Here is a 12,679-nt window from a genome sequence, read left to right on the forward strand (position 1 = left end):
GATCGCATGGCGTGTCGCGGCAACGGCGCATCGCGGCCGGTCTGCCGGGCCGGAGTCCTCGGCTCCGGTAGCGTAGGCGGGTAGTCGACCGGGTGGGGGGCGAATCCATGCACCTGAAGAGCGTGACGCTCAAAGGGTTCAAGTCGTTCGCGCAGCCGACGACGTTCGCCTTCGAACCAGGCGTCACCTGCATCGTCGGCCCCAATGGCTCCGGCAAGTCGAACGTCGTGGACGCGCTCGCGTGGGTCATGGGCGAACAGGGCGCGAAGACGCTGCGCGGCGGCAAGATGGAGGACGTCATCTTCGCCGGCACCGCCGGCCGGGCCCCGCTCGGCCGGGCCGAGGTGACGCTGACCATCGACAACTCCGACGGCGCGTTGCCGATCGACTACACCGAGGTGTCGATCACCCGCCGGATGTTCCGGGACGGCGCCAGCGAGTACGAGATCAACGGCAACCACTGCCGGCTGATGGACGTGCAGGAGCTGCTGAGCGACTCCGGCATCGGCCGCGAGATGCACGTGATCGTCGGGCAGGGCCAGCTCGGCGCCATCCTCGAGTCCAAGCCGGAGGGCCGGCGGGCGTTCATCGAGGAGGCCGCCGGTGTGCTCAAGCACCGCAAGCGCAAGGAGAAGGCGCTGCGGAAGCTGGAGGCGATGCAGGCCAACCTGACCCGGCTGACCGACCTGACCAGCGAGCTGCGCCGCCAGCTCAAGCCGCTCGGCAAGCAGGCCGAGATCGCCCGCAAGGCCGCCGCCGTGCAGGCCGAGCTGCGCGACGCCCGGCTCCGGCTCTACGCCGACGACCTGGTCACCCAACGCGCCGACATCGCACGGGAGGAGGCCGACGAGGCCGCCGCCCGGGCCCGGCGCGCCGAGGTCGAGCAGGCGCTGGAGCGGGCCCAGGCGCAGCAGACCTCGCTCGAGGACCACCTGGCCGCCGACGCTCCGCAGCTGGCCAAGGCGCAGGACACCTGGTACCGGCTCTCCGCGCTCGAGGAGCGGCTGCGCGGCACCGTGCGGCTGGCCATGGAGCGGGCCCGGCACCTGTCCACCGAGATCGAGATGCCGGCCGGGCGCGACCCCGAGGAGCTGGAGGCCGAGGCGGACGAGGCCGAGGTCCGGGAGAACGAGCTGGCCGAGGCGGTGCACGGGGCCCGCGAGGAGCTGACCGGCATCGCCGAGCGCCGGGTGGAGCTGGAGCAGGCGGTGTCCGCCGCCGAGCGGGCGCACCTGGCCGCCGTGCGGGCCATCGCCGACCGGCGGGAGGGCCTGGCCCGGCTGTCCGGCAAGGTCGACGCGCTGCGCAGCAAGAGCAACGCCACCACCGAGGAGATCGAGCGGCTGTCCACCGCGCTGGCCGAGGCCGGCGAGCGTGCCGAGGCCGCGCGCCGGGAGCTGGCCGACGCGGCCGCCGAGAGCGGCTACTCCGACTCCGACGACGCCGGACTCGCCGACCGGCACCAGCGCGCGGTCGCCGCGCACGACATGGCCAAGGCCCGGGTCGACGAGCTGGTCGCGGCCGAGCGGGCCGCGGAGAAGGACATCGCCGCCTGGAAGGCCAGGGTGGACGCGCTCTCGCTCGGCCTGACCCGCAAGGACGGGGCCGGCGCGCTGCTCGCCGCGGGCGACCGGCTGCCCGGGCTGCTCGGCCGGGTGGCCGCGCTGCTCACCGTCGAGCCGGGCAACGAGGCGGCGCTGGCCGCGGCGCTCGGCCCGGTGACCGACGCGGTCGCCATGGACAGCCACGACGGCGCGGTCGCCGCGCTGGACCACCTGCGGGACAACGACCTCGGCCGGGCCGCGGTGCTGGCCGGCGGTTCCGTCGGGGTCGACCGGTCGGCCTGGCCGGCGCTGCCGCCGGGGGCCCGCTGGGCGGTGGACCTGGTCCGGGCACCGGAGCCGTTGCGCCCGGCGGTGTGCCGCGCGCTGGACCGGTTCGCCGTCGTCGACACGTTGGCCCAGGCGCGCTCGCTGGTCGCCGCGCACCCGGAGCTGCACGCGGTGACCAGGGACGGCGACATCCTCGGTGCGCATTGGGGAGCCGGCGGCTCGGAGCGCGAGCAGAGCATGATCGAGGTGCGGGCCGCGGTCGACGACGCCGGCGCCCGGCTGGCCGCAGGCGAACGGGCCGCCGAACAGGCCGGCGCCGCGCTGGACGGCGCGCGAGCCGAGCTGGACGCCCGCGCCGCCGAGGTCGGCACGGCCCGGGAGGCGGTGCAGGAGGCCAAGGTCCGCGCGGCCCGCGCGGCCGAACGGACCAGCCGGGTGCGGCAGGCGGTGGCCGCGGCCGAGGCCGAGGTCGAGCGCAACCGCGCGCAGCGGGCCAAGGTCGAGGCGGCCCGCGAGGAGACTCTGGCCAGGCTGGCCGAGCTGGAGGAGCGGCTGACCGCCGCGCAGCACGAGGCGGTCGACGACGCCGAGCCGGACACCGCCGAGCGGGACGAGGCGACCGCCGCGCTGGCCGCCGCCCGGCAGCACGAGATGGACGCCCGGTTGGCGGTGCGCACCGCCGAGGAGCGGCACCGTGCCGTGCAGGGCAGCGCCGAGACACTGCGCCGGGCCGCGCGCGCCGAGCGGGAGGCCCGGGAGCGGGCCGCCCGGGCGATGGCCGCCAGGGCTCGCGGGGCGGCGGTGGCGCGGGCGGCGGTGCGCGGCGGCGAGCTGGCCCTTGACCGGATCGCGGTGTCGCTGCGCGAGGCCGCCCGGGACCGGGACACGGTGGCCGCGCAGCGCCAGGACCGCGAGCGGGTACTTGCCGACGTCCGCGGCGCGGTGCGTGAGCTGGCCACCCAGCTGGAGAAGCTGACCGACGCGGTGCACCGGGACGAGGTGCTGCGGGCCGAGCAGCGGCTGCGGCTGGAGCAGCTGGAGACCCGGATCGCCGAGGAGTTCGGCATCGGCCTCGACGACCTGGTCGCCGAGTACGGCCCGGACGTGGACGTGCCGCCAGGCCCGCTGGAGCTGGCCGAGTACGAGGCGGCCAGCGAGCGCGGCGAGGGCGTGTTCCCGCCGCTGCCGATCCGGTACGACCGGGACACCCAGGCGCGCCGGGCCAAGCGCGCGGAGCGCGACCTGACCCTGCTCGGCAAGGTCAACCCGCTGGCGCTCGAGGAGTTCGCCGCACTCGAGGAGCGCTACAAGTTCCTGTCCACCCAGCTCGAGGACCTCAAGGCGACCCGGCGCGACCTGCTCACCGTGGTCAAGGAGGTCGACGACAAGATCCTCGAGGTGTTCACGACGGCCTACGAGGACGTGGCGCGCGAGTTCGAGATCGTGTTCGCGACGCTGTTCCCGGGCGGCGAGGGCCGGCTGGTGCTCACCGAGCCGGAGGACATGCTGACCACCGGCGTGGACGTGGAGGCCCGGCCGCCGGGCAAGAAGATCAAGCGGCTGTCGCTGCTGTCCGGCGGGGAGAAGTCGCTGGTGGCGGTCGCCATGCTGGTGGCCATCTTCCGCGCCCGCCCGTCGCCGTTCTACGTGCTCGACGAGGTGGAGGCGGCGCTGGACGACGTGAACATGCGTCGGCTGCTCGGCCTGCTCGAGGAGCTGCGGGCCAGCTCGCAGCTGATCATCATCACGCACCAGAAGCCGACCATGGAGATCGCCGACGCGCTCTACGGCGTGAGCATGCAGGGCGACGGGATCACCCAGGTGATCTCGCAGCGGCTGCGCGAAGCGTCGTAGGGGCGGCGACGGAGGAGTTCCGTCGCCGCCCCTACGGGCTTCTCAGTCGGTCAGGCGGTGGTCGTCCGGCTGGACGCGCCGCGGTAGGACAGGAACGCGGCCACGCCGGAGACGAGCGCCACGACCAACCCGAGGAACAGGCCCCACGCCGGGCCCGCCGATGTGCCGAACGCCTCCGCGCTGTCGAAGGTCAGCCAGCGCAGCACGATGAACAGCACGGCCGCCCCGGCCAGCCCCAGCCAGATCAGCGACCGGTTGGGGATCTCGGTGCCGAAGTGCGGCAGCGCGATGACCACGGCGGCGGCCACGAGCAGCAGCACCGGGAACCAGGCCAGGAAGCCGGCGTCCCATGCGTTGAAGTTGGTGGCCAGGTCGAGGCCCAGGTCGCCGAGGTCGCTGCCGAAGTCGACCGAGTACCAGGGGAAGAAGCTCACGATGAAGGCGAGTGCACCGGCGCCAATGCCGGCCCACTCGAGCGGCGTGACCCGCTTAGCGTCGAAACTTGCCATCGGAAAGTGGCCTCTCTGTGCAGGTAAGGGTTCCGTGAGGTGAGAAGTATGCATGGCCGGAGCCCGAAGGCGAGTATTCGACTCCAGATGCCGGGATGGGCGTGTCTCGGCGCAGGGGTGCCCCTTGAGGCAGCGATGTCCGCCCCGCCGACCCTCGAGGGGCCGCGACCAGGCGATAATCCGGTCGCGAACGCCCGGCCCGCCGGTTCAGGATCTGAACATGTATTCGATCCGGGTGGCTGCCTCGTCCGATCTGGACGAGGTGGTGGCGCTGCTCGCCCGGCTGCAGGCCGAGCCGGCCCACCACATCGCCTATCACGGACAGTCGGCGGAGGAGATCGCCGGCGAGCTGACCGCGCTGCACCCGGAGTGGACCGCGGGCACGGTGCTGGCCACGGACCCGACCGGGCGGGTGCGCGGCGTGCTCGCCGTCGAGGTGGCTTCGCCGACCGGGCCGGCCCGGCTGCACGGCCCGTACGTGGACCTGCCGGCCAACCATCCGGCGGCGGAACGGTTGTGGCAGCAGACCGCGGACGGGCTGCTGGACCGCGCGCTGCTGCTGCCCGCGCTGGCCGGGGTCGGTCAGCTGACCCTGTGCGGGCACCGGCAACACCGGCTGCTGGCGGATTTCGCCGCCCGGCACGACTTTCGCACCGGCGTGACCAGGCGGGTGTTCGTGCTCACCGGCCCGGCGCTGCGGGCGGTGCTGGTCCGCGGCCGTGAGTCCACAGTGGACAGTGCGGTGTGGGTGCCGCCGGCCGGGCACCCGTTGGCCGCGGAGGTGGTGCGGCTGCACGAGCGCAGCTTCCCGCGCGCGCCGGTCACCGGCCGGCAGCTGATCGCGGGCGAGCACGGCCACACCGTGGCGGTGCTGGCCGCACCGGACGGGCTGATCGGCTACGCGGCCGGCCACGCGCGCGACGGTGAGCTGTCCGTCGACCTGGTGGCCGTCGACCCGAACCGGCGGTCCCGGGGTGCCGGCCGGGCGCTGGTCCGCGGGCTGCTGCGCGAACTGGCCGTGCGGCACGGCGCGCGGGCCCGGGCCGTCGCGGTGGTCGCGCTCGGCAACGACGCCGCCGAGCGGATGTGCGCCGCGCTCGGCTTCACCCTGCACCTGGAGCTGGTCGGCTACCGCCGCACGGCGTGAGCGGGCCTGCTTTCGCACGAGTTAATGCTTTTGCCGAATGGCGCTTCGGAATGGAAGCACATCGGTAGGCTCGGCGCCTGGACCAAGGGAGGGTGCCGTGCCAGGATCACGCGGCTATGGGGTCGAGTCCGGCCACCTGCGGCAGGTCGCTCGCGAGTACAACGACGAGGGCGCGGACATCATCGCGCTCAAGGACAACGTCGTGACCAATGCGGGCGAGGGCCAGTTCGGTCGGAAGTTCGGCGCGGTCGCGGCGCCGTACCGCGCGGCATTCGATCAGTTCGGCAGGAATCTGGCCCGCTACGGCGACCAGGCAATCAAGATTTCCGTGCGGTTGACCGATGTCGCCACCGCGTACGCCCGGCACGAGGACCGGCACGTGCACACCTACCGAGAGGTGTACTGAGATGGCCGGCGCCACGGGCAGCTGGGACAACTGGCGCACCTCGGACGAGATCCTGGACGGCGGCAACCGCGGGCTGACCTTCTTCGCGAAGTTCCTGCCGATGTACGACGCCGCCGTCGCGATCGTCGGCACCGGCCGCTACCGGGGGCAGAACCTGGCCCGGGACATCCAGAAGCCCTACGACGAACTGCGCGGCATCGACTTCAGCATGTTGCGGGTGGACGCCGACCACCTGCGGACCGCGATCGAGAGCGCGGAGACCAACAAGGACAACCTGGACCGGTACTGGGGCCGGCTGACCAGTTGGACCGGGAACGCATCCAACGCCGCGCGGGCGCACCGGGACCGCTACGACGGCATGGCCGCGGACTTCCTGCAGCGGGCCGCATCCGGGCCCGGCGCGATCACCGGCGCGGTGGACACCATTCAGGAAACCCTCGGCACCTACGTCCGGTGCGTGACCAGCCTGGACGTGCAGACCTGCGGCGGCATGACGCCCGAGGAGGTGCGCGGCGCGATCCGCACCGCTATGGGCGACATCGAGGGCATGGAGTCGCAGCGGTTTATCGCCAAGGCGTTCGACATCGGCATGGGGCCGGCCACCTTCGGGGTCAGCTGGCTGATGGACTGGCTCGGCTACGGGGCGTCCGACCTGGTCGAGGAGGTTCGCCGGCAGCTGATGGAGGGCGCCAAGGACGCGCTGCGCGGCTACGTCGCCGAGCTGGACGACAGCCGCGCGTTCTACGACCGGGTGACCAGCCTGGTGCACAGGATCGTGCAGTTGGTCTACGAGGCCATGCTGGAGAGCCTGCGGCCGATGACCGAGGAGGCGTTCAAGGGTCTGCCCGACCCGAGCGACTTCCGGCAGGGCACGCCGCCGTCGGGCAGCGGGCCGGGCGGCCGGCCGCCGACCGCGCCGCCGGTGCCGCCCGGTGGCGGCTTGGATCCGAACGGGCCGCCGGTGTACCGGCCGCAGCCCTACCCGTCGGTGGGCACGCCGCCGTTCTTCCCCGGCACGCCGTCCGGGCAGCCGGAGACGGTGACGATTCGCAACGGCGACAGCACGGTGACCGTGTCCAGCCCGGACGGGCAGGGCCGGGTCCGGGTGTCGGTCGGCGACGGCTCCGGCCCGCCGCGGACCTACGACCTGGACTTCGGTCAGCGCACCGACACCACCGGCGTCACCGGGCCGACCGGCATCCCGTCGGTTCCGCCGGTGCCGTCGGGTCCCGGCCCGGTGCCCGGCGGTCCCGGCATGGGAGTTCCGCCGGTCCCGCCGCCGATCGCCCCGATCGGCGGTCCCGGTGGCGGCGGCCCCGGTGGCGGCGGGCGGCCGGGTGCCGGTCTGCCCGGCGCGGGCGGGCCGCGTCCGGGGGTCGGCCTGCCGGGTGGCGGGTCGGCCGGTGGCGGCGGGCTGCCGGGCGGTGGCGGGTTGCCGATGCCGCCCGCGCCCAAGCTGCCGTCCAGCCTGTTCCCGTGGACCGACAAGCCGGCCGAGGAGCTGCAGCCGGACGAGGACGGCACGTTCACCATCCGGGACGGCGACACCACGATCAAGGTGGACGCCGACGAGGCCACCGACAAGCTCACCCTGACCCTGGACGACGGCAAGGGTCACCAGACCACCTACACGCTGGACTACAGCGACCCGGCGAACCCGAAGCTGCGCGAGGCCGCCGGCCTCGAGCCGTCGCTGTTCGGGCCGACCGGCTCGTTCTCCTCGCCGGTCAGCTCGCTGCCGTCGGCGGGCTCCATTCCGAGCTTCGACGCCATCCCCGGTGGCGGCGGTGGTGGCGGTGGTGGCGGCGGGAGCCTGGCCGGCGTCGGCGCCGGGATCCCGTCCGGCGGCGGTCCGTCGGCCGGTCAGCTCGACCAGGGTTCGTTCACCGGCCAGGTCGGCGGCGGCGGTCCGGCCGCGGCGCCGGCCGGTGGGACCGCGGCCGCGGCCGCCGGGCCCGACTCGTCCGGCCGCGGCGGCATGATGGGCGGGATGCCGATGGGCGCGATGGCCGGCGGCGCCGCCCAGGGTGGCGACGAGAAGGAACGCGGCGGAAACCGGTGGATCAGCAAGGACTCGCTGGTCATCGAGGATCCCGAGGGGCGGGAGCGCGCGGTCAAGGCCGGCGGCGTGATCGGTGAGGACAGGAAGAAATGAGCGCGGTCGTCGATCCCCGGGTCCAGCAGCGGTACGACCAGGCGCTCGCCGAGTGCCGCGCGGTCAGCGCCGAGGCCAGCGGCGAGCTGGCCGAGCGGCGGCAGGAGAGCGCCAAGCGGATCGCGGCGAACCAGGAGCGGTTCGCCGCGCTCGCCACGCAGCTCACCGAGATCAAGGAGAAGGGCGGACCGCGGCGTTCGGACCGGCGGGACGAGGACAACGACGTGTCCGCGCGGGCCGAGGACTACCAGGAGCTCGACGAGGACGAGGCGGCGCCGCGACCGGCCCCGCCGCCACTGCCGATGCCGCCGGTCGTGACGCCGGCCGACGAGGAAGAGGTGGCCTCGTTCCAGTGGGACGAGGGTCCGCAGTCGGCTCCGGCACCGCAGCCGCGCGGGCGCCGCGCCCGGGACGAGGAGGACCTCTCCGACCATGACTGGCTGGAGTGACTAGGGTTTTCCGTCGTGACCGACGATCCGACCCGGGCTGAGCTGCCTGAGCTTCCCGGCATCGACCCCCGCCTGCTGATCCAGGCCATGGCCGCGGACGGGGTGGACACCTCGGACCCGGACGCGGTGCGGGACTGGCTTGCCCACTCCGGCGTCGAGCCGTCCGGCGAGGACGATGCCGAGGACGACTTCGCGGAGTACGAAGAGGTCTCCTTCAAGGAGCTGTTCGGGCTGCCGGACCGGTTGCCGCCGCTGCGGCTGCCGCCGGACGAGGACCTGGCCGCGGCCGCGCGGGAGTCCCGGCTGCTGGCCCTGGCCCACCGGCTCGCCGGTTGGGTCGGCGAGCGGCGCCCGGTCACCCCGCTCGGTGAGCCGGCCGACTGTGCCGATGCCGCGCGGGCGGTGGGGATCGAGGCGACCGGGCCGGTGGAGCGGCTGGGCGACGTGCCGGAGCTGGCGCACCTGTGGGAGCTGGCGGAGAGCGTCGAGCTGATCGACATCGGCGACGAGGAGGTCACGCCGGGCGTGGCCGGGCCGGTGTGGCCGGACGGCGACGACGAGGACGTGCTGGACATCTGGGCCACCGCGCTCGCCGTGGTGATGACCAGCCTCGACCTGGACGCCGATCTGCACGGCGAGGAGGAGCTGGACTTCTACGGTTCCGGACCGGCGGTGCTGATGGCGATGTTCCTGGCGCGCAACGCCGGGGTGCCGTACGCGGAGCTGACCGAGCTGGTCCGGGAGAGCGCGGTCGGCCCGGCCCCGGCGCGGTGGGATGCCTGGGTGGCCGAGCACGGCGATCCCACCCGGGTGCTGCTCGCCCGCCTCGAGGAGCTGGGCGCCGTGCGGCTGGACGAGGAGGATGCCCGGCTGACCCCGCTGGCCCAGTGGGCGATGTGGGCGCAGCTGATGGACGGCGACGTCGAGGTGCCGTTGCTGCCCCCGGTCGAGGAGATGACCGCCGCCGAGCTGGTGGCCGCCGCCGAGGGCTTCACCGAGGAGGAACTGGCCGCCGAGACCGCCGCCTGGCTGGACCTGCGCACCCCCGAGCAGGCGGCCGAGGAGCTGCTTTCCGCCGCCGCCGAAGGCGACCCCGCCGACCGCATGTACGCCACCTCGGTGGTCACCAGCCGGATCGGCGACCCCGCCGAACCCCACTGGCGCGCGGCGCTCGACGACCCGCGGCTGCGCGCCTACGCCAAGCTGGCGCTGGCCCAGCAGCCGTCCTCCGAGGACCTCGCCTGGCTGCTCACCGACGTGCTGGCCACCACGGCGGTGGACGAGCCCGAGGAGATCGCCCGCCAGCTCGCCGAGGCCGTGCCCGCCGGCAAGGAGCAGGAGGTGTTCGACCTCATGTGGCGCCTGCCGCATCCATGGGCCGGCGACGTGCTCACCCTGCTCGGCACCAACCACCCGGACAAGCAGATCGCCAAGGCGGCCCGGAAGGCGGCGTTCAAGGCCGCCTCGCACAACGCCTAGGCGGCCGCCGCGGCGGCGGGTTCCTCGGGCTCCGGGATGGCGGGGGTGCGGTGGCGCAGGGACATCAGGCCGCCCACGATCAGCGTGATGATCACGCCGAGCATGGTGTACCACCAGGTGGACAGGGCGAAGATGCCGTCGGCCGGGACGGGCCAGCCGAACCGGATCTCGATCGAGTCCCAGGACCGGATCGCGTTGGCGGCCCGGTCCTCTGCGGCGGAGGGGCCGGCGAACTTCACCGACAGGATCACGAACGCCATGATCACCACGGTGGCGATGAACGCGACGATCGCGTCGGTCTGGCGGGCCCGGCGCACGATGAGGCCGAGCAGGAACGCGCCGAGCAGCGCGCCGTAGGTGTAGCCGGCGATGCCGAGCGCCTGCACCACGATCGGGTCGGAGGTGGCCTTGTTGTAGCCGGCGAACATGCCGGCGCACAGGATGAGCAGGCCGGCCCACACCACCGTCCACACGCGACCGAGACGCAGCCGCGCGGTCTCGTCCATGGTGCGCCGGGAGACCCGCTCGTAGACGTCGGTGACGGTGGCCGAGGCGAGCGCGCCGAGCGAGGAGCTGAGCGCCGCCGCCAGGATGCCGGCGATGACGAACCCGGACAGCCCGCTCGGCAGCTCGTTGACGATGAAGTGGCCGAACAGCTCGTCGTTCACGCCGAGCCCGAGCCCGCCGTTCGCGGTCGGACCGGTCGGCGCGGCGGCGTCGTAGAACGCCCACATCATCACGCCGATCACCAGGAAGAACGCGAACTGCAGCAGCACGACCACGCCGCTGGCGATCAGCGCCTTCTGCCCGGCGCGCACGTCCCTGGTGGCCATCAGCCGCTGCACGATCAGCTGGTCCGCGCCGTGCGAGGCCATGGACAGCAGCATCCCGCCGAAGAACGCCGCCACGAACGGGAAACCGGCGCCGGTGATCGGGTTGGCGGCGAAGTCGAACAGGTTCCACTTGTTGGCCTCGGTCGCCCGGGCGAACCAGCCGTCCGGCAGCGCGTTGGCCAGCGCGATGATCACGATCAGCCCGCCGAGGACGTACCAGAGCATCTGGATCGCGTCCACCCAGACCACGGCCCGCACCCCGCCGATGAACGTGTAGGCCAGCATGGCGATGCCGAGCACGACGATGATCGCCCAGTAGGACGCGTCGATGCCGAACCCGGCCAGCACCACCTTGATCGGGATCGCGGTGGCGAACAGCCGGATGCCGTCGGCCAGCAGCCGGGTGAACTGGAAGGTCACCGACGCGGTTGCCCGCATCCCGTCGCCGAACCGCTCCCCGAGGAACGCGTACGCGGTGACCAGATTTCCCCGGATGTAGCGGGGCAGCAGCGTGAACGCGACGATCACCCGGCCGAGGATGTAGCCGAACGCGAGCGTCAGGTAGGTCATGCCGCCGGTGGTCGGCGTGGCCAGGTAGGCCACCACCGGCACGCTGAGCACGGTGAGCGTCGAGGTCTCCGCCGAGACCACCGAGACGCACACCACCCACCAGGAGATCTTCTTCTCGCTGATGAAGTAGTCGGTCGCCGAGCGCTGCCGGCCGCCGATCGCGATGCCGAGCAGCGGCATCCCGATCAGGAACACCGCGATGACGGCGAGGTCGAGCAGTTCCATGCGGTCCTCCCGGGAAGATCAGTGCACCCGCAACCGGGTGACGGCCGTGGTCACCGGGTCGGGTAAGTGCAGGGGGCCCTTGCCGGGGGTGATGCTGCCCAGCAGTCGCGGCCCGGCGGCCCCGGTCGCGCTGGTGGCGTCGGCCGGCGCGCCGCACCAGGTCAGAAAGCCCAGCAGGGCGGCGAGATAGGCCTCCTTGGCGTCGGTCGGCAGGCCCAGCTCGTCGCTGGTGATCACCGGGACCGGGTCCAGGTTGCGGCGCAGTGCGGCCATCAGCACCGGGTTGCGCACGCCGCCGCCGGAGGCGATCACCTTGCCGGCCTCGCGGCCCCGGCAGGCGTCGGCGATCGTCACCGCGGTCAGCTCGACCAGGGTGGCCAGCAGGTCCACGGCCGGCACGTGCGGCAGGCCCTCCATGGCCGTGCGCAGGTAGTCGGCGTGGAAGTGCTCCTTGCCGGTCGACTTCGGCGGCTGCTTCACGTAGTAGGGATCGGCCAGCAGCGTGGCCAGCAGGTCCGGGCGGGTGGTGCCCTGCGCGGCCAACTCGCCGTCCACGTCCTGCTGCCACACGCCGTCGGAGACCATCCGGGCGGCGGCGTCGAGCAGGGCGTTGCCCGGGCCGGTGTCGAACGCCAGGGTGGGCGCCTCCGGGGCGACCACGGTGATGTTGGCGATCCCGCCGATGTTCAGCGCTGCCACCGGTTCGGCCGCGCCGGCCAGCCACAGCTGGTCGAGCACGGCGGCCAGCGGGGCGCCGTGCCCGCCGGCCGCGACGTCCCGGGCGCGCAGGTCGGCGATCACCGGAAGCCCGGTGTGCTCGGCGATCCAGGCCGGCTGGCCGAGCTGCAGCGAGCCGAGGCAGCGCCCGCCGTCGACCCAGTGGTAGATCGTCTGACCGAGCGAGGAGATCAGGTCGGCGCGGCCGCCGGCGAGGTCGGTGAGCGCGTCGGCGGCGGCCGTTCCGAACGCCTGCCCCACCTCGGTGTCCAGCCGGCACAGCTGGCCCGCGGTGCAGGAGCCGGGCGGCAGGGCGGCCAGCAGCGCCTCGCGCAGGGCACCCGGATAGGCGATTGCCCGATGCCCCAACGGAATGAGTTCCACGGTGCCATCGGTCAGCCGCAGGTCCACGGCGGAGACGTCGATGCTGTCCATGGAGGTCCCGGAGATCAACCCGATGACCCGTACGGCTGCTTGCGGCTGCGTCACTGGCATGACCCGTT

At 73.4% G+C, this 12,679-nt stretch carries 9 protein-coding genes; 6 read left to right on the forward strand and 3 right to left on the reverse strand.

The features are described 5' to 3' along the window. Positions 1 to 107 precede the first annotated feature (107 nt). On the forward strand, positions 108 to 3,686 hold the full coding sequence (gene smc, locus VFV67_RS28505; protein ID WP_326473758.1) for a chromosome segregation protein SMC: 3,579 nt from the start codon (positions 108 to 110) through the stop codon (positions 3,684 to 3,686). 50 nt (positions 3,687 to 3,736) lie between these two features. Here the strand turns inward: smc and VFV67_RS28510 are convergent, their stop codons facing one another. After that, entirely contained in the window at positions 3,737 to 4,195 is a 459-nt protein-coding gene (locus tag VFV67_RS28510; protein WP_326473759.1) for a hypothetical protein, read from the reverse strand. A 220-nt stretch (positions 4,196 to 4,415) separates the two neighbouring features. Between VFV67_RS28510 and VFV67_RS28515 the strand changes: the two genes are divergently transcribed. The 5 genes from VFV67_RS28515 (at position 4,416) to VFV67_RS28535 (ending at position 9,831) form a co-directional block, all read left to right on the forward strand. Then, entirely contained in the window at positions 4,416 to 5,342 is a 927-nt protein-coding gene (locus tag VFV67_RS28515; protein ID WP_326473760.1) for a GNAT family N-acetyltransferase, read from the forward strand. 97 nt (positions 5,343 to 5,439) lie between these two features. Beyond that, entirely contained in the window at positions 5,440 to 5,748 is a 309-nt protein-coding gene (locus VFV67_RS28520) for a hypothetical protein (protein WP_326473761.1), read from the forward strand. Position 5,749: 1 nt separating this feature from the next. Continuing rightward, positions 5,750 to 7,903, forward strand: a complete 2,154-nt coding sequence (locus VFV67_RS28525; protein WP_326473762.1) for a hypothetical protein — start codon at positions 5,750 to 5,752, stop codon at positions 7,901 to 7,903. Then, the gene (locus VFV67_RS28530) at positions 7,900 to 8,352 is read left to right on the forward strand and encodes a hypothetical protein (protein ID WP_326473763.1); all 453 of its coding nucleotides are present in this window, start codon (positions 7,900 to 7,902) and stop codon (positions 8,350 to 8,352) included. The genes VFV67_RS28525 and VFV67_RS28530 overlap by 4 nt, the downstream gene beginning before the upstream one ends. A 15-nt stretch (positions 8,353 to 8,367) precedes the next feature. Then, the gene (locus VFV67_RS28535; RefSeq protein WP_326473764.1) at positions 8,368 to 9,831 is read left to right on the forward strand and encodes a hypothetical protein; all 1,464 of its coding nucleotides are present in this window, start codon (positions 8,368 to 8,370) and stop codon (positions 9,829 to 9,831) included. Here the strand turns inward: VFV67_RS28535 and VFV67_RS28540 are convergent. Further along, positions 9,828 to 11,459 (reverse strand): sodium:solute symporter, encoded by a 1,632-nt coding sequence (locus VFV67_RS28540; RefSeq protein WP_326473765.1) that lies wholly within the window; start codon positions 11,457 to 11,459, stop codon positions 9,828 to 9,830. The two genes, VFV67_RS28535 and VFV67_RS28540, sit on opposite strands and share 4 nt — an antisense overlap. A gap of 18 nt (positions 11,460 to 11,477) precedes the next feature. Further along, a complete protein-coding gene (locus VFV67_RS28545; RefSeq protein ID WP_326473766.1) occupies positions 11,478 to 12,671 on the reverse strand; it encodes an anhydro-N-acetylmuramic acid kinase in 1,194 nt (397 codons plus the stop codon). Positions 12,672 to 12,679 lie beyond the last annotated feature (8 nt).

The sequence above is a fragment of the Actinophytocola sp. genome, assembly GCF_035762905.1.
GTDB lineage: Bacteria > Actinomycetota > Actinomycetes > Mycobacteriales > Pseudonocardiaceae > DASYTH01.

Coding starts and splice junctions, on each gene's coding strand:
- smc (WP_326473758.1), top strand. CDS start 108: ATGCACCTGAAGAGCGTGACGCTCAAAGGGTTCAAGTCGTTCGCGCAG.
- VFV67_RS28510 (WP_326473759.1), bottom strand. CDS start 4,195: ATGGCAAGTTTCGACGCTAAGCGGGTCACGCCGCTCGAGTGGGCCGGC.
- VFV67_RS28515 (WP_326473760.1), top strand. CDS start 4,416: ATGTATTCGATCCGGGTGGCTGCCTCGTCCGATCTGGACGAGGTGGTG.
- VFV67_RS28525 (WP_326473762.1), top strand. CDS start 5,750: ATGGCCGGCGCCACGGGCAGCTGGGACAACTGGCGCACCTCGGACGAG.
- VFV67_RS28530 (WP_326473763.1), top strand. CDS start 7,900: ATGAGCGCGGTCGTCGATCCCCGGGTCCAGCAGCGGTACGACCAGGCG.
- VFV67_RS28540 (WP_326473765.1), bottom strand. CDS start 11,459: ATGGAACTGCTCGACCTCGCCGTCATCGCGGTGTTCCTGATCGGGATG.
- VFV67_RS28545 (WP_326473766.1), bottom strand. CDS start 12,671: ATGCCAGTGACGCAGCCGCAAGCAGCCGTACGGGTCATCGGGTTGATC.